The 18,929-nt window shown below is 71.8% G+C and carries 19 protein-coding genes; 5 read left to right on the plus strand and 14 right to left on the minus strand.

The window, feature by feature from the left end; all coding sequences use genetic code 11:
• Positions 1–17: 17 nt before the first annotated feature.
• The 4 genes from ACFYXA_RS18135 to ACFYXA_RS18150 form a co-directional block, all read right to left on the minus strand.
• A complete protein-coding gene (locus ACFYXA_RS18135; protein ID WP_352250428.1) occupies positions 18–1,112 on the minus strand; it encodes a PDZ domain-containing protein in 1,095 nt (364 codons plus the stop codon).
• Positions 1,113–1,166: 54 nt separating this feature from the next.
• Positions 1,167–1,331, minus strand: coding sequence for a hypothetical protein (locus ACFYXA_RS18140; protein WP_389033779.1), 165 nt, complete (start codon positions 1,329–1,331; stop codon positions 1,167–1,169).
• Between the two features lie 199 nt (positions 1,332–1,530).
• A complete protein-coding gene (locus ACFYXA_RS18145) occupies positions 1,531–1,992 on the minus strand; it encodes a molybdenum cofactor biosynthesis protein MoaE (RefSeq protein WP_389033782.1) in 462 nt (153 codons plus the stop codon).
• 42 nt (positions 1,993–2,034) lie between these two features.
• Entirely contained in the window at positions 2,035–3,144 is a 1,110-nt protein-coding gene (locus ACFYXA_RS18150; RefSeq protein ID WP_130443718.1) for an SDR family oxidoreductase, read from the minus strand.
• Between the two features lie 193 nt (positions 3,145–3,337).
• On the opposite strand from ACFYXA_RS18150, the gene ACFYXA_RS18155 reads away from it, so the two are divergent.
• A complete protein-coding gene (locus tag ACFYXA_RS18155) occupies positions 3,338–4,816 on the plus strand; it encodes a zinc-dependent metalloprotease (protein ID WP_389033791.1) in 1,479 nt (492 codons plus the stop codon).
• Positions 4,813–5,328 (plus strand): NUDIX hydrolase, encoded by a 516-nt coding sequence (locus ACFYXA_RS18160; protein WP_389033795.1) that lies wholly within the window; start codon positions 4,813–4,815, stop codon positions 5,326–5,328. The genes ACFYXA_RS18155 and ACFYXA_RS18160 overlap by 4 nt, the downstream gene beginning before the upstream one ends.
• Before the next feature lie 65 nt (positions 5,329–5,393).
• Here ACFYXA_RS18160 and ACFYXA_RS18165 read toward each other — a convergent pair whose 3' ends face one another.
• The 4 genes from ACFYXA_RS18165 to ACFYXA_RS18180 form a co-directional block, all read right to left on the minus strand.
• The gene (locus ACFYXA_RS18165) at positions 5,394–6,149 is read right to left on the minus strand and encodes an AIM24 family protein (RefSeq protein ID WP_352250436.1); all 756 of its coding nucleotides are present in this window, start codon (positions 6,147–6,149) and stop codon (positions 5,394–5,396) included.
• An 18-nt stretch (positions 6,150–6,167) separates the two neighbouring features.
• The gene (locus ACFYXA_RS18170; protein ID WP_130443726.1) at positions 6,168–6,848 is read right to left on the minus strand and encodes an AIM24 family protein; all 681 of its coding nucleotides are present in this window, start codon (positions 6,846–6,848) and stop codon (positions 6,168–6,170) included.
• A gap of 11 nt (positions 6,849–6,859) precedes the next feature.
• Entirely contained in the window at positions 6,860–8,551 is a 1,692-nt protein-coding gene (locus ACFYXA_RS18175) for a TerD family protein (protein ID WP_389033801.1), read from the minus strand.
• A gap of 102 nt (positions 8,552–8,653) precedes the next feature.
• Positions 8,654–9,250 (minus strand): M48 family metallopeptidase, encoded by a 597-nt coding sequence (locus tag ACFYXA_RS18180; RefSeq protein WP_352250326.1) that lies wholly within the window; start codon positions 9,248–9,250, stop codon positions 8,654–8,656.
• A gap of 267 nt (positions 9,251–9,517) precedes the next feature.
• Here ACFYXA_RS18180 and ACFYXA_RS18185 point away from each other — a divergent pair, with 267 nt between their 5' ends.
• Together ACFYXA_RS18185 and ACFYXA_RS18190 are read left to right on the plus strand one after the other, a co-directional pair.
• Entirely contained in the window at positions 9,518–10,738 is a 1,221-nt protein-coding gene (locus ACFYXA_RS18185; protein ID WP_389033806.1) for a TOMM precursor leader peptide-binding protein, read from the plus strand.
• Positions 10,731–12,164: an ABC1 kinase family protein gene (locus ACFYXA_RS18190; RefSeq protein WP_389033809.1), complete on the plus strand. Its 1,434-nt coding sequence runs from the start codon at positions 10,731–10,733 to the stop codon at positions 12,162–12,164. The genes ACFYXA_RS18185 and ACFYXA_RS18190 overlap by 8 nt, the downstream gene beginning before the upstream one ends.
• Before the next feature lie 141 nt (positions 12,165–12,305).
• Here the strand turns inward: ACFYXA_RS18190 and ACFYXA_RS18195 are convergent, their stop codons facing one another.
• The 4 genes from ACFYXA_RS18195 to ACFYXA_RS18210 all read right to left on the minus strand — a co-directional run bounded on the left by ACFYXA_RS18195 (position 12,306) and on the right by ACFYXA_RS18210 (position 15,867).
• Positions 12,306–12,629, minus strand: coding sequence for a hypothetical protein (locus ACFYXA_RS18195; RefSeq protein ID WP_351094996.1), 324 nt, complete (start codon positions 12,627–12,629; stop codon positions 12,306–12,308).
• Positions 12,626–12,994 carry a WhiB family transcriptional regulator gene (locus ACFYXA_RS18200; protein ID WP_030784068.1) on the minus strand — a complete coding sequence of 123 codons (369 nt, stop codon included), beginning with the start codon at positions 12,992–12,994 and terminating at the stop codon, positions 12,626–12,628. The genes ACFYXA_RS18195 and ACFYXA_RS18200 overlap by 4 nt, the downstream gene beginning before the upstream one ends.
• 174 nt (positions 12,995–13,168) lie before the next feature.
• On the minus strand, positions 13,169–13,495 hold the full coding sequence (locus tag ACFYXA_RS18205) for a hypothetical protein (protein WP_242620988.1): 327 nt from the start codon (positions 13,493–13,495) through the stop codon (positions 13,169–13,171).
• A gap of 173 nt (positions 13,496–13,668) precedes the next feature.
• A complete protein-coding gene (locus tag ACFYXA_RS18210; protein ID WP_352250319.1) occupies positions 13,669–15,867 on the minus strand; it encodes an ATP-dependent DNA helicase UvrD2 in 2,199 nt (732 codons plus the stop codon).
• Positions 15,868–16,048: 181 nt separating this feature from the next.
• On the opposite strand from ACFYXA_RS18210, the gene ACFYXA_RS18215 reads away from it, so the two are divergent.
• Entirely contained in the window at positions 16,049–16,291 is a 243-nt protein-coding gene (locus tag ACFYXA_RS18215) for a mycoredoxin (protein WP_351094991.1), read from the plus strand.
• Positions 16,292–16,422: 131 nt separating this feature from the next.
• On the opposite strand, the gene nudC is transcribed toward ACFYXA_RS18215, so the two are convergent.
• Together nudC and ACFYXA_RS18225 are read right to left on the minus strand one after the other, a co-directional pair.
• The gene (gene nudC, locus ACFYXA_RS18220; RefSeq protein ID WP_352250317.1) at positions 16,423–17,367 is read right to left on the minus strand and encodes an NAD(+) diphosphatase; all 945 of its coding nucleotides are present in this window, start codon (positions 17,365–17,367) and stop codon (positions 16,423–16,425) included.
• A gap of 147 nt (positions 17,368–17,514) precedes the next feature.
• Positions 17,515–18,927: a dipeptidase gene (locus ACFYXA_RS18225; protein ID WP_389033818.1), complete on the minus strand. Its 1,413-nt coding sequence runs from the start codon at positions 18,925–18,927 to the stop codon at positions 17,515–17,517.
• Positions 18,928–18,929: the final 2 nt, after the last annotated feature.

Genomic DNA, 18,929 nt, shown 5'->3' on the forward strand with positions numbered 1-18,929 from the left:
CCGAGGCCCCGCGTGGCTCACCCGGTCGTGCACTTCGGCAGGCCGGCGGTGTCGCCGCCGCGGATGTCCTCCAGGGCGCCGAGAGCGTCGCCGATGGTGTCCACCTTGACGAGCGTCAGCCCGTCGGGGACGTCCTCGGCGGCCTCCGCGCAGTTGTCGGCGGGCGTCAGGAAGTACTGGGCGCCCTTGTCGCGCGCGCCGACCGTCTTCATCTGGATGCCGCCGATCGGCCCGACCTTGCCGTCGTCGTCGATGGTCCCGGTGCCGGCGACGAACTTGCCGCCGGTCAGACTCCCCGGGGTGAGCTTGTCGTAGATGCCGAGCGCGAACATCAGGCCGGCGCTCGGGCCGCCGACGTCGGCGAGCTTGATGTCGATCGTGAACGGGAAGGTGTGGTCGGTCCCGGCGGAGATCCCGACGATCGCGCGCTGCTGCCCCTGGTCGTCGGACCTGGCGGTGGTGATGGAGACCGTCTCCGCCTTGTTCGGCGTACGGTTCTCCTTCTCGGCGGCCGCCTGCTCCTTGGCGGGCACGATCCCGAAGACGACCTTCTCGCCCGGCTTGTGCTTGGTGACCAGCTTCGCCACGTCACCGGGCGCCTTGACGTCCGTGCCGTCGACGGTCTTGATGACGTCGCCGGCGTGCAGCCTGCCCTCGGCGGGCGAGCCCTTGACCACGGTGGAGACGATCACCCAGGACCGCACCGGGACGTCCAGCTCCTTCAGGGCGGCTACCTTGGCGCTCTCCTGGGACTGGCTGAACTCCTCGGCGTTCTCCTGGGTGGACTGCTCCTCGGTCTTGCCGTCCGGGTAGAGCGTGTCGTGGGGCACGACCTTGTAGTCGTGCGCGAGCCAGCCGTAGACCGTCTCGACGAGGTTCATCCGGTACTCGGCGCCGGTGACCCGCACGGTGGTCATGTTCAGGTGGCCGGTCGACTCGTAGGTCTTGCGTCCGGAGATCTGCAGCACCGGCTCGCCGTCATGCTCGCCGAGGGTGTTCACCGTGGGCCCCGGGGACATCTCCGAATACGGCACGGGGATGAGCACTCCCGCGCACAGGAGCGCGATCAGCATCAGGGTGGAGGCGAGCATCGTCGCGGTGCGGCGTGGCATGCCTCGACAGTACGGGACGCCTCTGTCAGCGCACCGTCAGGGCCACTTGCCGGATCATGAACCGGTGTGGGACCTCTCCATGGCCGCCCGGAAGCGCGCGTAGCCGTCGAGTTCCGGCCCGTCGCCGCGGGCCCTGCGGGTCCGGTTGGCCCAGCTGCCCCACAGACCGGCGCCGACCGCGGCCACCAGCGGAATCAACAACCAGGCGAGCACTGCCATGCCGACCTCCCGACCCGAAGTGAGCCCACAGCAACTGACTGATCAGCAGATTAACCATCCGCACTGACAACGCTCACGGCAGGGGTCGGGTTACGCAACCGGGAGATGATCGACGCGTGGCGCGGTGGGTCAGCGGGCCCGCATCAGCGGCCTCACGTCAACAGGCCCGCCTCAGCAGGCGCGCCTCAGCAGGCGCGCCTCAACAGGCGCCCACCCATTCGTCCGTGCCGTCGGAGAACCTCTGGTGCTTCCAGATGGGCACCTCGTGCTTGAGGTCGTCGATCAGCTTCCGGCAGGCCTCGAACGCCTCACCCCGGTGCGGGCACGACACGGCGACGACGACGGCCAGGTCGCCCACCTTCAGCTCCCCTACCCGGTGCACGGCGGCCAGCGCCCGCACCGGGTAGCCGGCGACGACCTTCTCGGCGATCCGCCGCATCTCCGCCTCCGCTGTGGGGTGGGCGGAGTACGCGAGCGAGTCGACGCCGGCGCCCCCGTCGTGGTCGCGCACGGTCCCCACGAACAGAGCGGTGCCACCGGCCGCGTCGTCCCCGACGGCCCGGAAGACCTCGTCCAGGGAGAGCGCGGTGTCACGGACGGCGATCAACTTGAGCGGGTCGGAAGAGCCCTGCTCACCCGGGTGACCGTTGCTGGAAGCCATACCCCCCATACTGCCCCACGCGGGCCGGGTGCCCTCAGCCCGCTACCGCCGCCGGGCCTTGCGGGCCCGCCGCACCACGGCCGCAGCGCCCAGCAGGGCGACCGTCGCGCCCGCGGCGCCCGCAGCCGTCGCGTCCTTGCGCCCGAGCCGGCGCCCGGCCACCGTGTGCCGCCCGGACACCTCCTCCAGCAGCTCCGCCAGGACCTCCTCGTTGGTCCACCCCGGCCGCCACCCCGCGTCGTGCAGCCGGCTCCCGCTCACCACCCACGGGTACATCGTGTACGCCAGGTCGCCCGCCGGGGACGGCGTCAGACCGATCCGGTGCAGCCGGGCGGCGGCCCCCAGCGCGACCGCCGACGGCAGCTCCATCCGCCGGATCCCGCTGAGCTCCTCCACCTCCTCCTGCTCCAGCCATCCGTCGCAGCCCACGGCCAGCTCCCCGTCCACCTTCTCCAGGACGGCGTACTCCAGCGCACCGCACAGGTCCTCGACGTGGCAGAACTGCCACGCGGGCCGCGACCCGGCGACGACGAGCAGCCGGGGCGACTCGAAGTACCGGGTCAGCGCGGTGTCCGTGCCTCCCACCAGCACCGCGGGCCGCACCACGGTGACGTTCAGGCCGGGATGCGCGCGTGGGGCGCGCCGCGCCAGCCGCTCGATCTCCAGGAGGTCCCCGACGCCGGTCGCCTCCGCCGTCGCCTTCAGCTCCGCGTCCTCCGACAGCGGCAGCTCGTTGTCGGGCAGCGCCCCGTAGACCATCGTGGAGGTGCACAGCACCACGCGGTGCACCCCGGCCGCCGCGGCGGCGGTGAGCACGGTCTGCGTACCGCGCACGTTGTACGCCGTCCGGGCGGCGGAGTCGCTCCCCAGGTCAAGGTCGAGCGCCAGGTGGACCACCACGTCCGCGCCGCGCAGCTTGTCTGCGATGGCCGGGTCCCGGACGTCGAGGATGTGCCACTGTGCCGCGTCGCACTCGCCGCGCCGCTCGTCGATGGCGACGACCTGCTTGATCTCGTCCGACGCGGCGAGCCGCTCGGTGAGCAGCGCGCCCACTCCGGTCGCGGCGCCGGTGACGGCGACGACGGGCCCGCGCCCCGCGGACGGGGCCGAGTGGTTTCGCGCTGCGCGAACCTGCGGATCTGGGGAACTCACCAGGTGTCTCCAGCGGTTGTTTTCCATACGAGCGCGAGTGGCGCGTACGTACCAAGTGGCATCCATCCTGCCGCAGGCCGAGAGTCGGCGAAGCACCGAGGCCCGATCGAGCCGGGGTGTCTACGCTGGGTGGTGTTGCAGGGCAGCCGCGCCGCCGGCCGAGAGCCGGTGGCCTTACCAGCCGAGGAACCCCGTGAGTGACACCCCATTCGGATTCGGCCTTCCGCCGGAGGAGCCGGAAGACGGCGACGAGGGCAAGAAGAAGGACCCGCAGAGCGGCGGTGGGCAGGGACCGGCCAACCCGTTCGGCTTCGGGCTGTCCGGCGCCGGCGGCTTCGGCGGCCCGGGAGGCCCGGGTGCCGACAATCCGCTCGCTGCCATGTTCGGTTCGCTGAACCCCACCGACCTGGGCGCCGCGTTCCAGCAGCTCGGCCAGATGCTCTCCTACGAGGGCGGCCCGGTGAACTGGGACATGGCCCAGCAGATCGCCCGTCAGACGGTCGCCCAGGGCACCTCCGACGGCGTCAAGGACGCGAGTGTCGGCCCCGCCGAGCAATCCTCCGTGCAGGAAGCCGTCCGTCTGGCCGACCTGTGGCTGGACGACGCGACCTCCCTGCCGTCCGGCGCCGGATCGGCCGTGGCGTGGTCGCGCGCGGAGTGGGTCGAGGCGACGCTGCCGGCGTGGAAGGAGCTGGTCAACCCGGTCGCCGAGCGCGTCGGCACGGCCATGGGCGACGTCCTGCCGGAGGAGATGCAGGCCATGGCCGGCCCGCTGATCGGCATGATGCGCTCGATGGGCGGCGCCATGTTCGGCTCGCAGATCGGGCAGGCCGTCGGCGTCCTCGCGGGCGAGGTCGTCGGCTCGAGCGACATCGGCCTGCCGCTCGGCCCGGCCGGCAAGGCCGCGCTGCTGCCGGCGAACGTCGAGGCGTTCGGCAAGGACCTCGGCGTCCCGAACGACGAGGTGCGGCTGTACCTCGCCCTGCGTGAGGCCGCCCACCAGCGTCTCTTCGCCCACGTGCCGTGGCTGCGCTCGCATCTGTTCGGCGCGGTCGACGGCTACGCGCGCGGGATCAAGGTCGACACCGCCAAGCTGGAGGACGTGGTCGGCCAGTTCGACCCGCAGAACCCCGAGCAGCTTCAGGACGCCCTCCAGCAGGGCATGTTCCAGCCGGAGGACACCCCCGAGCAGAAGGCCGCCCTGGCCCGTCTGGAGACGGCCCTGGCGCTGGTCGAGGGCTGGGTGGACGCGGTGGTGCACGCAGCGGCCAAGCCGCGCCTGTCCTCTGCGGACGCGCTGCGCGAGACCCTGCGCCGCCGTCGCGCCTCGGGCGGTCCCGCGGAGCAGACGTTCGCCACGCTGATCGGTCTGGAGCTGCGCCCGCGCCGCCTGCGCGACGCGTCCCGGCTGTGGGCGTCGCTGACCGACGCGCGCGGTGTCGACGGCCGCGACGGCCTGTGGGCCCACCCCGACATGCTGCCGACCGCCGCCGACCTGGACGACCCGGACGGCTTCGTCCACCGCGAGCAGCTGGACTTCTCCGAGCTGGACAAGATCCTCGGCGAGGCGGCGAGCGGCTCGACCGGCGGGAAGCCGGACCTGGACAAGGGGCCGGGGAAGCCGGAGGCGGGCGAGCCGGAGCCGGGCGCGAAGGACGACGACACCGAGTGAGCCTGCATGACGACGCGGTCCTCGTCCTGAAGGAGTACGAGGATCAGCAAGAGCTGCGCCAGACGTACCTGGAGCACCTCCAGACCCACCCGGACGGCATGTGGAAGGCCTGCGAGGCCGGACACATCACCGCCAGCGCCCTGGTGATCGACCCCGCCCGCGACCGGGTGCTGCTGACGCTGCACCGGAAGCTGCGGATGTGGCTCCAGATGGGCGGCCACTGCGAGCCGGGCGACGCGACGCTCGCGGACGCCGCCCTGCGCGAGGCCACCGAGGAGTCGGGCATCGCCGGCCTGAGCCTGCTCCCGGGCGGCCCGGTGCGTCTGGACCGGCATCTCACGCCGTGCGCCTGGCACCTCGACGTCCAGTACGCGGCGCTCGCTCCCGACGGCGCCCTGGAGGCCATCAGCGACGAGTCCCTCGACCTGCGCTGGTTCCCCTACGAGGAGGTCGCGGGCGTGGCGGACGGCTCGGTCGTGCGCCTGGTGGAGGCGACGCGCGCCCGCCTGTGAACCGCGAACGTGTAAGGGGCGGCCACCCGGGTGGCCGCCCCTTACACGTTCGTCTTCGGGGACCGTCAGCTCCAGACGTTGCCCTGGTTCTGTGCCCGCGCCCCCTGCTGGCCCATGCCGTACTGCGCGGCGAGCCCGGAGCCGATCTGGGCGTTCTGCGGGGGCAGCATTTCACTCGGCTGGACCAGTGCGAAGCCGGTGCCCATGAAGCTCAGCTCCCAGCCCTCACCGGTGTTGCCGCGCCGCCGCCACACCCCCGAGGAATGCGTCTGGGCTTGCATCTGCACCCGCAGCCCGGTGGACCAGGCGACGATCGCGTCCGCGTCGCAGTTGACGTACTTGTCGGGCGTCACCTGCATCATCAGCGGGGCGCCGGACGTCATCAGGGCGACCCGGCCCCGGCCAGTGATGTTGAGCTGGTACTTCCCCGAACCGGAGATGCCGTAGAGGCTGTCGACGGCGATGACCTCGTGGTGCAGCGAGGAGTCCATGGCGAGGACGTAGCTGCTGTCGACGGTGAGGCCGTCCTGCTCCACGTCCACGAGGTGGATGTGCTGCGCCAGGTTGGCGAGGTAGACCGTGCCCTGCCCATGACAGCGCATCAGGTCCAGGCCCTCGCCGGTGCGCGCACGCGCGCGTGCCTGGTTGCCGCTGCGGTACTCGGCGTCGAACTCCACCATCCCCTGGTAGGCGACCATGGTGCCCTTACGGGCGAGGATGTCGTCGTGGCCCTCCAGGGCGACGCGGAGCATCTGCTTGTTCTGCAGGCTCCAGCGCTCCTGGGTCGGCTGGTCGTTGTAGGCGAAAAGCGAACTCTGCATGGTGGCTCTGGCTCCCCCTCAGCCCCGGACCCGGAGACGGTCGGTGCTGTCCTCGCTGGGCTGGACGACGACGATGCCCTCACCGGAGAAGGCCATCTGGTAGGCCTCGCCGCTGCCCCGGCCGATGAGCGACTGCGCCTTGAAGCTGCGCTTGCCCTTGACCTTGAGGTTCGGCGACCAGGCGACCAGCGCGTCCGGGTCGACGTACGTCTCGTTCTCGCCGCCGCCGCAGTCCACGACGATCGGCTTGCCCCGGGAGGTCAGCGCGACCCAGCCCTGCCCGGAGATCCTCGTGTTCCACAGGCCCTGGCCGGCGAACTTCGCCAGCCCCTTGACCCGCTCCACGCCCCAGGTGAGATGGGCGTCGAAGGCGAGCAGGTTGGTGGCGTTGACGGAGATGCCGTCGCCGTTGAGGTTGATCACGACGACGTCGGCGCCGTAGTCGGCGAGGTAGAGCAGACCGTCGCCGGAGCACTTCATCAGCGGCGCGCCCTCCCCCGTCATCCAGTCTCGCGCGATCTGGCGCACGGCCGGCGGGTTGGGCTCGTACTGGATGAAGCCCTCGTAGGCGATCATCGAGCCCACGCGCGCGAGGAGGTCGTTCCCGGTCTGGAGGGCGACCTTCAGCATGTGGCTGCCGTGGTTCTCCATACGGGCGGTCACGGGTGCGGGGGCGAAGCCCGCGAGCGGCTGGTTCATGACGGGCTCCCTCAGACCTCGTACGGCTGGACGACGATGAAGTTGCCGGGCGCGCCCCGGAACTGGAGGTTGACGCTCTCGCCGGTGTCGCCGGGGTAGGCGTTGCGGCGCATCCGCACCTGGCTGGAGACGACGACCTGGGCGGCGGCCGACCAGGCGACGACGGCGTTGCAGTCGGCGAACGTGGTGGGCGTGACCGGCAGCACCACAGGTGTGCCGTGCGTCTTCACGACGATCGTCCCGGTGCCGGTGAACTGCATGGTGAACAGGGCGCCGCCGGGGATGCCGTGCCCCTCGACGCGGCGCACCTCGTACTGGAGGCTCTCGTCGAAGGCGAGGACGTTCTCCGCGGAGACGCAGATGCCGTCACCCTGGAGTTCGATGGGGTGCAGCATCGTGGAGTTGTCGGCGAGGAACACCTGTCCCTGGCCGGTGCAGCGCATCAACTGCATCTCCTGACCGGTCGCGTTGCCCACGATCCGGCCGGCGAACCCGGCGCCCTTGTAGCTGAAGTCGACCTTGCCCTGGTAGAGCACCATGCTGCCCTGACGGGCCAGCACGGGCTGGCCGCCGATGCCGAGGTCGACGCGGATCAGCTTCTTGTTCTGCTGCGTCCAGCGCTGACCGGTGGGGGTCTCCTTGAACTTCTGGAGCGCGGCGGACACGCCGGCGCCACCCTGGGGCGCGCCCTGCGGAACGCCGTAGGGCTGCTGGCCGTACCCGGTGGGGGCCTGAGGGGCCTGGGGCGGCTGGGCGTAGCCGGGGGGCAGCGGTGCGGTCGGGGCGCCGGGGACGGCCTGGCCGTAGGACTGCTGGTGGGGCGGCTGGCCGTACGGCGGCTGCTGGCCGGGATGACCCGGCTGGCCGTAGGGCGCGGGGGCCGGGGCGGGCGGCGGGACGGGCGCGCCGCCGGGCGGGGTCAGCGGCGCGACGATGGTCGGCGCCGCGTGCATCGAAGGCGTCGGCGCGGGAGGCGGGACCGGTGCCGACGGCGTCGCGGCGGGCGGGGCGAAGCTCTGGGGCTGCGGCTGCTGCGGTGCGGGCTGCGGCTGGTGCGGGGTAGAGGGCGCGGCGGCGGGGACGCCGAACGCGGGCGGCGCGGCGGCCTGGGCCGGCGGGGCGAACCCGGGGGCGGCGCCGGACTGCGGCTGCTGGGGAGCGGCGGGCGCCTCCTCCTCCAGGACCTCGCCGCCGAAGTTCTTCAGCAGCGCGTCCAGACCGCCGTCGAAGCCCTGACCGACCGCCGCGAAACGCCAGACGTCCTTCAGGTAGAAGTCGCCCAGCATCACGGCTCGCTCGGTGGAGAACTCCGAGCCGTCGAACGCGTACCGGGCCACCTCCTCGCCGCCCGCCACGATCCGGAGGTAGCCGGGGCCGATCTGCGACATCTGCCCGGCGCCGTCGACGGTCGCCGTGAAGGACAGCTTCTGGATCTGCGGGGGGATCCGGTCGAGGGTGACGCGGAAGGACTCCGTGTCGCCCGCCTGGGCGCCCAGGAGCTGGATGGACTCCTCGGGGGACTTCGGCTGGTTGAAGAAGACGAAGTACCGGTCGTCGGAGAGCCGCTCGTCGGCGTCGAGGCCGAAGCAGCTGATGTCGAAGGTCAGGCCCGGACCGGAGATCTGCACACCGACGTACAGATCCGTACCCGCGGTGAGATCACTGATCCTGGCCTTGTGGCCGCGCTGGAATTGCCTGGTCATGCGTAACGACCGTCCCCCATCCCGATTCGAAGTGCGTCGCGCCAGGCTAACGGCAAACTCCGACATCGGACGATGTCGGTACAGACCCGGTACACAACGGGCTCAGTCCTCGCTCCCGCCGGGATCCTTGGGCAGGCGGGCGGCGGCGGCCACCCCTTCCAGATAGCCGCGGGCCCGCTCGGTGCGCGGATAGGCCTCCAGCAGCCGCCAGAAGTCGGCGCCGTGGCCGGGCACGAGCAGATGCGCGAGCTCGTGCAGCAGGACGTAGTCGATGACGTACTCCGGCATGCCCTTGAGCCGGTGCGACAGACGGATGCTGCCCTCGGCCGGGGTGCACGAGCCCCAGCGGGTGTTCTGGTTGGTCACCCAGCGCACGGAGGCGGCCCGCGCCCGGCCGGCGAAGTACTGCGCCGACAGCCGCTCGGCGCGTTCGGCCAGTTCGGCGTCGCCGGGGACGCGCCGGCTCTCCTGGGCGGCCAGCTTGTCGAGCATGACGCTCACCCAGCGCTGCTCCTCGGCCGCGGACATCCGGGCGGGGATGAGCACGATGGTGCGATCGCCCTCGCGGTACGCGGAGACCGTCCGGCGTCGGCGGGCGCTTCTGCGGACCTCGATCGCGCTCGTCCCCGAACCGCTCGGCGGCTGGTTCGTCGTGCTGCGCTGTGGCTTTTTGGCGCGGGGCGGTGGGTCGGCGGGCACGCCAAGACGTTACCTGCTGCACATGGCGGAAGTCCCGACTCCGGGGCGGTCGGGTTCCGAGCGCCGACCACTGTCCTGCCTCGTACGACGGATTAGTACGACGAACCAGTCGGCCTGTGGACAACTTTCGGCACCGGTCGGCGAGGCCCCGGCATGCTGGCACGAGCCGGCGGAGCGAGGTCGTCCCCACGCCTCCGCTCCGCCGGTGTGAGGAGTTGCAGGCTGATCCCGGCGGGGGCCGCGATCTCAGGCTGACGGGGGTTTTCGATGCATCCGATGGTGAAGCCCGCGCTGCGGCGCGGCTGGCGCGACCTCAACACCGTGCAGTTCGGGATGACGCCGGCGCACGCGTTGACGCTCGGCCCGATGGACACCGCGACGGGCAGTTTCCTGGACCTGCTGGACGGCACCCGCGGTCTGCCGCTCCTGCGTCAGGAGGGCAGGCGCATGGACCTGCCCGACGATCATGTGGATCTGCTGGTGAAGCGGCTGGCCCGGGCCGGACTGCTGGACGACGCGCGCGGCGGTGGGCCGGACGCCGACGCGCTGCGGGAGAAGAAGGACGTCATGGAGCGGCTGCGTCCCGACCTCGCCTCGCTCTCGCTGACCGCCTCCGAACCGGGCGAAGCGCTCGGCCGCCTGGCGGCACGGCGGCGGATGCGGGTGCAGGTACGCGGGGCGGGACGGGTCGGGTCGGTCCTGGCTTCGCTCCTGTCGGGTGCCGGAGTGGGCGAGGTGGACGTGCGCGACGGCGGCCGGGTGGAGCCGGGGGACGTCGCACCGGGCGGACTGACCGTGGAGGCGGTGGGCGAACGCCGGGACGAGGCCGCCGGGCGTGCGGCGCGCGGGGCGGCCCCGGACCGCCCGCCCCGCAGAAGCCCGCACTCCCCGGCCGAGACGGACTCGCCCGGCTTCTCCCTGGTCATCCTCGCCCCTCGGGACGACGTGTCCGTGCACGCGCCCGCGCCCTCGGCGGCCGAGCCTCTGATCGCCTCGGGCACACCGCACCTGTACGCCGGGGTGGTGGAGGCGACCGGTCTCGTGGGCCCGCTGGTCCTCCCCGGGGAGACGGCGTGCGCCGGCTGTCTGCACCAGGGGCGCACCGATCGTGATCCGGCCTGGCCGCGCCTGGTCGCGCAGTGGCACTCCGGGGGACGGCGGCGCCCGGCCCGCGCCTGCGATCTGACGCTCGCCGCGACCGTCGCCGGGCTGACGGCGGCGCACGCGGTCGCCTTCCTCGACGGCAAGCTCCCGTCGAGCGCGGGCGCGCGCTGGGAGGTCGCCCTGCCGACGCTCCAGTGGCACGCGCGACCGGTGTGGGCACACTCCGGGTGCTCATGCGGAGCGGCGGAGAAAGGTAAGGAGGAACACACTCGCCCCGAGGACGGGGGGTCGCGCGCGACAATGGCGGAGCAACGGCATTCGACCGGGTTGGGCCGTACGCCACAAGCGACGCGGTCGGCTGGGACTTGGAGGGCGCATGTCTGATCTTCCCCGGAAGGCGGTCACCCGGACCGCCAAGCTCGCCGCGCTCCCGCTCGGCTTCGCCGGCCGGGCGACCTGGGGCCTGGGCAAGCGCATCGTGGGCGAGTCCGCGGAGATCGTCGGCCGCGAGCTGCAGCAGCGCACCGCGGAGCAACTGTTCAAGGTCCTCGGCGAGTTGAAGGGCGGCGCGATGAAGTTCGGGCAGGCCCTGTCCGTCTTCGAATCGGCCCTTCCTGAGGAGATCGCCGGCCCCTACCGGGCGGCCCTCACCAAGCTCCAGGAGGCGGCGCCGCCGATGCCGACCCGCACGGTGCACGCCGCGCTCGCCGAGCGGCTCGGCGAGGACTGGGCGGACCTGTTCCTGGAGTTCGACGACAAGCCGGCCGCCGCCGCCTCGATCGGCCAGGTGCACCGGGCGGTGTGGCATGACGGACGTGCGGTCGCGGTCAAGGTGCAGTACCCCGGAGCGGGCGAGGCCCTGCTGTCCGACCTGACCCAACTCAGCCGCTTCGCCCGTCTGTTGGGCCCTCTCGTCCCCGGTATGGACGTCAAGCCGTTGATCACCGAGCTGCGGGACCGGGTCTCGGAGGAACTGGACTACGGCCTGGAGGCGCAGGCCCAGCAGGCTCACGCCGAGGAGTTCGCCGACGATCCCGACGTCGTGGTCCCGGCAGTGGTCCACCAGGGCGACCAGGTGCTGATCACCGAGTGGATCGACGGAGTGCCGCTCTCCGAGGTGATCTCCGACGGCACCCAGGAGCAACGGGACCGCGCCGGCCAGCTGCTGTCCCGCTTCCTCTTCTCCGGCCCGGCCCGCACCGGCCTGCTGCACGCCGACCCGCACCCCGGCAACTTCCGTCTGCTGCCCGGCGGCCCCGACGGCGAGGACGACTGGCGGCTGGGCGTACTGGACTTCGGCACCGTCGACCGGCTCCCGGGCGGCCTTCCCGAGCCCATCGGCGAATCCCTGCGGATGACACTGGACGGTGAGGCCGCCGCGGTCTACGAACTGCTGCGCAGGGAGGGCTTCGTCAAGGAGTCCATAGAGCTGGACCCGGACGCCGTCCTGGACTACCTCCTGCCGATCATCGAGCCGGCCCGGGTGGAGGAGTTCACCTTCACCCGTGACTGGATGCGCAGCCAGGCCGGTCGGATCGCCGACCCCCGTTCCCCCGCCCATCAACTGGGCAAGCAGCTCAACCTCCCCCCGGCGTATCTGCTGATCCACCGGGTGACGCTCAGCACGATCGGTGTGCTCTGCCAGCTCGGCGCCACGGTGCGGCTGCGCGAGGAACTGCAAGCGTGGCTCCCGGGGTTCGTCCTGGAGGCGGACGAGGAGGAAGAACTCGCGGACGTCCTCCAGGCTGACCTGGAGAACGACGAAGACGACGTGGAGGACGACGGGGAGGGCACAGCGGCTCAGGCGTGACACGGCCGGCCGGTCAGCCTGGTGGTCGGGGCCGGTCGCCGCGTGAACGCACTGCGGGGGCCGGTCCGTTCGGACGGACCGGCCCCCGCGGGGAGAGCTTCGCCTCCCTCACCGGGAGGCCACCGCTTCAGGTGGGAAGGGCTACTGCATCACGGCCATCGCGAGCGCCCGGCGAGCGCGCAGCGAGGCGCGCTCGGCCCGGCGCTGCATCCGGCGGGCGGTCGCCAGGCGCATGGCCCGGCGTTCCCGCTCGGCCTCGTGCAGCCGGTCGTGCATATGCGCACGTGCCAGGGCTTCTGGGATGAGTTGCATCTCTCGGGTCCTGTTCTGACGCGAGTCGTTCGCGCCGGTGGTGGTGACGTCTTCGGTCGCGGAGCCTGCGGGCTCGCTGGTGGACGGCTTCATCGGGGCCTGCTTCTTGGGGTCGTGCGTGAGGGGACGGTCGATGGTTCCTGCGATGTTCATGCCGTGACCGGGTTCTTGCGCGGGCGGCCACGCGGCCGCTTCCGGGCGACGACGACACCCTGGACGAACAGCTCGCCACCCCAGACGCCCCAGGGCTCACGCCGCTCCTTGGCGCCGGCGAGGCAGGCCTCCATCAGCGGGCAGGTGCGGCAGAGGGACTTGGCGTACTCGACGTCTGCCGGCGACTCGGCGAAGAAGACCTCCGGGTCGTAGGAACGGCAGGGGACGGGCACCCCCAGGTTCTCGATGGCGTCGTCGAGCGCGGTGAGCGCGGTGAGCGGGGTCAAGGCGGAGTCCTCCGTGAGGCCGGGCGGGGGGATCGTTTCGGAAGGCGGTACGGACGGGGCGTGCGCTTCGAGTTGCACGGTTCGTCTTCCTCGTCTGGTCGGTCGGCCCTGTGGGGCCGGTGGCGGCTGGTACCGGGTTCTTTTCTTGTCCCGAGGCCCCTTCGCTTCGTCGTCCCTGGTGGAGGACAAACAGAAGGGCCGCGGATCCCGGATGGGGTTCCGCGGCCCTGAAGGCGCCGGCCTGATCGAAGATCAGGCTGGATCACTCCAGGGTTCTGGCCCACGGAAGGCCCACATCTGGTGGTGCTGCGTCGTCTGCTTCCGGAATCCGGCACCGGTCGCCGTAAAGGCATAGGCCTTCGCCTGTGCCACTACTGCCGCTTCCAGTGCCTTGGTCGGTCGCTCGCTGCGCTCGCGGACAGGGAGGCCCGCGAGAGCGACGGGGGAGGACGCCGGCCGATCGGCACGAATGCCGGACAGACCGGTGCCCAGGTTCGAGGCGCCGAGCATGCACATGGAGACGATCGAGCGATCGGTCAGTTTGGCGGTGCTGGTGGAGCTGGTGTTGTTGATGATCACTTCAATCGCCTCCTCTCGGCGTCTCGGGGGACCAGGGGTGAGCCCGGTCCGACGGATATGCAAGTAGAGCACGGGATCAGGGCCTTCGAGAAGGCCTCTGTTCTCGTGCCTAAGAACCTATGGGGATTGCCGGGGCATGCGCAAACTATTTTTTCGACGAGTTCGGATCAGTCTCATTCGGCCTCTCCAGCCGGGTCCTGGCCTGCGCAGATGGCCAGTACATCGGCCCCGTAGCGGTGGAACTTGCGCATACCGACCCCCGGGATCCGCGCCAGCTCGGCCGCCTCCTCGGGGACGGCCTCGGCGATCGCGACGAGGGTCTTGTCGGTGAAGACGCAGTACGCGGGCTGACCGTTGCGCCCGGCCTGGATCGCGCGCCAGTCGCGCAACCGCTCGTAGAGGCCCTCGTCCATGTCCGAAGGGCAGTCCTCACAGCGCATCAGCTTCATCTCGCCGGCGTCGGTCAGACCGCGCCCGCAGACCCGGCAGCGCGCCGGGGTGCGCTGCGTCCGCCGCGGCACGGCGGAGACTCCCGCCGCCCGGCTCGTCACACCGCGCTCGACGCCTCCCTGGGCGGCGGACCAGCCCCGCGCCGCCGCGCCGCCGGAGCCGGGCCGCAGCCCGTCGAGGAAGCGGCTGGGGCGGCGGCTCGGCCGTCCGCCGGGCGAGCGGGACAGCGCCCAGGAGATATGGAGACGCTCGCGGGCGCGGGTGACCCCGACGTAGAGGAGACGGCGCTCCTCCTCGATCTGCTCGTCGGTCTTCGCGTAGGTGATCGGCATCATGCCCTCGGCGACGCCGACCAGGAAGACGACGTCCCACTCCAGGCCCTTGGCCGAGTGCAGGGAGGCGAGGGTGACGCCCTGCACGGTCGGGGCGTGCTGGGCGTTGGCCCGCTCGTCGAGTTCGGCGACCAGGTCGGCGAGGGTGACGCCGGGCCGGGCGGCGGCGAAGTCCTGCGCCAGGTGGACCAGGGCGGCCAGCGACTCCCAGCGCTCTCTGACGGCGCCGGAGCCGGCGGGCGGCTTGGGCGTCCAGCCCTCGCCGGACAGCACGGCACGCACCTGGGAGGGCAGGTCGTCGGCGTCGTCGAGGAAGGTGTCGTTGCCGCTGAAACGGGCTGAGCCGCGCAGGGAGACGATGGCCTTGCGCACCTCGGGCCGGTCGAAGAACCGCTCGGCGCCGCGCAGCTGGTAGGGGATGCCGGCGTCGGCGAGGGCCTGTTCGTAGGTCTCGGACTGGGCGTTGGTGCGGAACAGGACGGCGATCTCGGCGGCCGGGACGCCGGCGTCGAGCAGTTCGCGGATGCGGCGGGCGGCGCCCTCGGCCTCGGCGGGCTCGTCGGTGTATTCGCAGTAGGCGGGATCCGGCCCCGGGGCGCGCTGGGAGATCAACTCCAGGCGGTGGTCGGCGGCGCGGCCGCGGGCCTGGGCGAGCAGACCGTTGGCGAGATGGACGACCTGGGGCGTGGAGCGGTAGTCGCGGACCAGCTTGACGACGGTGGCGCCGGGGTGGCGGGTGCGGAAGTCCAGAAGATGGTCGGGAGTGGCCCCGGTGAACGAGTAGATCGTCTGGCTGGCGTCGCCCACCACGCACAGGTCGTCCCGGTCGCCGAGCCAGAGCTCCAGCAGGCGCTGCTGGAGAGGGCTGACGTCCTGGTACTCGTCGACGACGAAGTGCTGGTACTGGGCGCGGACCTGCTCGGCGATGTCGCGCCGGTCCTGGAGGACGGCGACGGTCAGCAGCAGCACGTCCTCGAAGTCGATGACGGCGCGCTGCCGCTTGATGTCCTCGTAGGCGGCGTAGAGCTGGGCGATCTCCGCGGGGTCGCGGGGAGCGTCGCGGCCCGCCACGGCGGCGGCCGCCGGGTAGTCGGCGGGGACGGTCTGGGTGACCTTGGACCACTCGATCTCGGCGGTGGCGTCGCGCAGCTCGCCCCGGTCGAGCCGGATGCGGCAGGCGGCCGCCGCGTCGGCGACGAGCTGGATCTTGCGGTCGACGAGCCGGGGCAGGGAGCCACCGACGGCTTTCGGCCAGAAGTACTGGAGCTGACGCAGGGCGGCGGAGTGGAAGGTGCGGGCCTGGACACCCTGGGCGCCGAGCTGACGTAGCCGGCCGCGCATCTCGCCGGCGGCCCGGTTGGTGAACGTGACGGCGAGCACGCTGGAGGGCTGCAGGACGCCGGCGCGGACTCCGTAGGCGATGCGGTGGGTGATCGCCCGGGTCTTGCCCGTCCCGGCTCCCGCCAGCACGCACACCGGACCGCGCAGGGTGGTGGCCACCTCGCGCTGCTCGGGGTCGAGCCCTTCGAGCACCGCGTCGGCCGAGTCCGGTACCTGCGGGAAGAGGGGGGAATGCGTTGCTGCTGTCACACAGCCATGCTGCCAGGTCGCCGGAGACGGGCGGGACGGTTGTCCACAGGCGGGCACCCGCAGTCGTACTAATGCGGCAGGCGTCACGCCGTGAGGGGCTTCCCCGAGGGAATGACGGCGCGTGCCCGTACGTTCCTCCACTGCGACCAGACGTCCCCGAGCCTTTAGGAGCGCGACCGACATGCCGGGCACCGTGACGATGTACAGCACCACGTGGTGCGGCTACTGCCGCCGGCTGAAGAGCCAGATGGACCGCGAGGGCATCACGTACGACGAGATCAACATCGAGCAGGACCCGGAGTCCGCGGCCTTCGTGGAAAAGGCCAATGGCGGAAACCAGACGGTGCCGACCGTGCTGTTCCCCGACGGTTCGACGCTGACCAACCCTTCGCTGGCTCAGGTGAAGCAGAAGATCGGCGCGTGACGCACCGCGGCGTGAGCTTGTGGCTCACGGCGGTGTGAGGAGGGCGGTCCCCGAGGGTTCGGGGGCCGCCCTTCTCTGTGTCCTGTCAGCTCTGTCCTGTCAGCCGGTGCGGCGTGCCACGTCGTGCCGTGTCACAGGAAGCTGCGGGTCGGCAGGGGCTTGCCGTACCAGAGTTCGATCAGGCGGGCCGCGATGGAGATGCCGTAGGGCGGCAGGACCTCGCCGGATTCGAAGGCGGCGCCCAGTTCGTCGCGGGAGAACCAGCGGGCCTCGTGGATTTCGTCGCCGTCGACCTGGATGTCGGTGGAGGTGGCGCGGGCCGTGAAGCCCAGCATCAGGCTGGATGGGAAGGGCCAGGGCTGGCTGGCTATGTAGTCGACCCGGCCGACGCTGACGCCGACCTCCTCGAAGACCTCGCGGCGCACGGCCTGCTCTATGGACTCGCCGGGCTCGACGAAACCGGCGAGGGTGGAGAAGCGGCCCTCGGGCCAGTGGACCTGGCGGCCGAGCAGGATGCGGTCCTCCTCGTCCGTCACGGCCATGATCACCGCGGGGTCGGTGCGCGGGTAATGCTCGGCGCCGCACGCCGGGCAGCGGCGGATGTGGCCGGCGGCGGCGATGACCGTGCGCTCCCCGCAGCGGGAGCAGAAGCGGTGGGTGCGCTGCCAGTTCTCCAGGCCGACGGCGTGCACCATCAGGCCGACGTCCCGCGGGGACAGCAGCAGTCCGGCCTCGCGCAGGCCCGCCGGGCGGGCGGACTGGTCGATACGGCCGGGCAGCGCGTCCTTCTGGAGGGCGAAGTAGCTGACGCCGTCCTCGTCGGTGCCGAGGAAGTACCGGTGGGCCTCGGTGAGGGGGGCTTCGAAGGACGGGGTCATGACGAGCTCGGTGCGCCCGTCGGACGTCTCGTCGATGAGGACCTGGCCGCCGGAGACGACGAAGCAACGCGTCGTGGGGTGGCTCCACGCCGCGGCGAGCCAGGCCTCGTCGAGCCGGTGGTGGGCGGCCCGGTCGATGCCGCTCGGCGCTGTGAGTGAGACGGGCCGGTCGGCGTTCTGGTCGGTCCAGGTGGTCACTGGTGCTTCCAACTCCCCCGGTTGAGCGGTGGTCTGGGCGGGCGGTTCAGCAGGACGTGCGGCGGGCGACCGGGCCGGGAGCGGCGGCGCGGGGCGGTTCTCCCGGTGTGCCCCGCGCGTGGTGCCGCTCCGGATCGGGTGACGTCGTCAGGGTGCACGGCGCCAGGTCTCGGCGAGGTCGCCCCAGAGGTGCGCGGCGGTCTCGACGCCCTTGAGGAGGAGGCTCAGCTCGACCTTCTCGTTCGGGGCGTGCCAGCCGTCGGAGGGGACGGAGATGCCCAGGAAGAGCACGGGAGCGCCCAGGACCTCCTGGAGGTCGGCGGCGGGGCCCGAGCCGCCCTCGCGGGTGAAGCGGACGGGGCTTTCGAAGGCGCGGCCCATGGCGCGGACGACGGCCTGGAGTGCGGGGTGGTCCAGCGGGGTCAGACACGGCCGGGTGGCGGGGCTGAAGGTGATCTCGTGCCGGATCCCGGCGGGCACCTGTGCCTCGGCCCAGGCCCGTACGGCCTTCTCGACCTGGTCGGGGTCCTGTCCGGCGACCAGCCGGAAGGACAGCTTCACGAAGGCCGAGGAGGGGATGATCGTCTTGCTGCCGGGGCCCTGGTAGCCGCCGCCGATGCCGTTGACCTCGGCGGTGGGGCGGGCCCAGACGCGCTCCAGGGTGGTGTGTCCGGCTTCGCCGTGGGCGGCGTGGGACTTGGCGGTGCGCAGCCACCGCTGCTCGTCGAAGGGCAGTTCGGCGAAGAGTTCGCGTTCGCGGTCGGTGAGTTCGACGATTCCGTCGTAGAAGCCGGGGACGGCCACGCGTGCGTGTTCGTCGTGGAGCGCGGCGACGAGACGGGCGACGGCGGTGGCCGGGTTGGGCACGGCGCCGCCGAAGGAGCCGGAGTGGATGTCCTGGTCGGGGCCGAAGAGGCGGATCTCGCACTCGGCGAGACCGCGCATGCCGGTGCACACCGTGGGCGTGTCCTCGGACCACATGCCGGTGTCGGAGACGATGACGGCGTCGGCGGCGAGCCGTCCGGCGTTGTCCTCGACGAGGGCACGGAAGTTCGGGGAGCCGGACTCCTCCTCGCCCTCGATCAGCAGTTTGACGTTGACGGCGGGGGCGGTGCGGCCGGTGGCGGCGAGGTGGGCGCGTATGCCCAGGGTGTGGAAGAAGACCTGTCCCTTGTCGTCGGCGGCCCCGCGCGCGTAGAGGCGGTCGTCGCGGACGACGGGCTCGAAGGGGTCGCTGTCCCAGCCGTCCTCGCGGGCGGCGGGCTGCACGTCGTGGTGGCCGTAGACGAGGACCGTGGGCGCCTCGGGGTCGCCGGAGGGCCACTCCGCGTAGACGGCGGGGGCGCCGGCCGTGGGCCACACCTCGGTGGTGGGGAAGCCGGTCTCCTTGAGTTTCGCGGCGAGCCAGTCCGCGCTGCGCCGTACGTCGGGTGCGTGGTCGGGCTGGGCCGACACCGACGGGATGCGCAGCCACTCGGCGAGGTCGTCGAGGAAGGCGGCACGGTGCCGCTCGATGTGCGTGCGGACGGCGCTGACGGCACTGTCAACGGGATGGCTCATGG

This window comes from Streptomyces sp. NPDC002566, from assembly GCF_042889585.1.
In the GTDB taxonomy this organism is placed as follows: Bacteria; Actinomycetota; Actinomycetes; order Streptomycetales; family Streptomycetaceae; genus Streptomyces.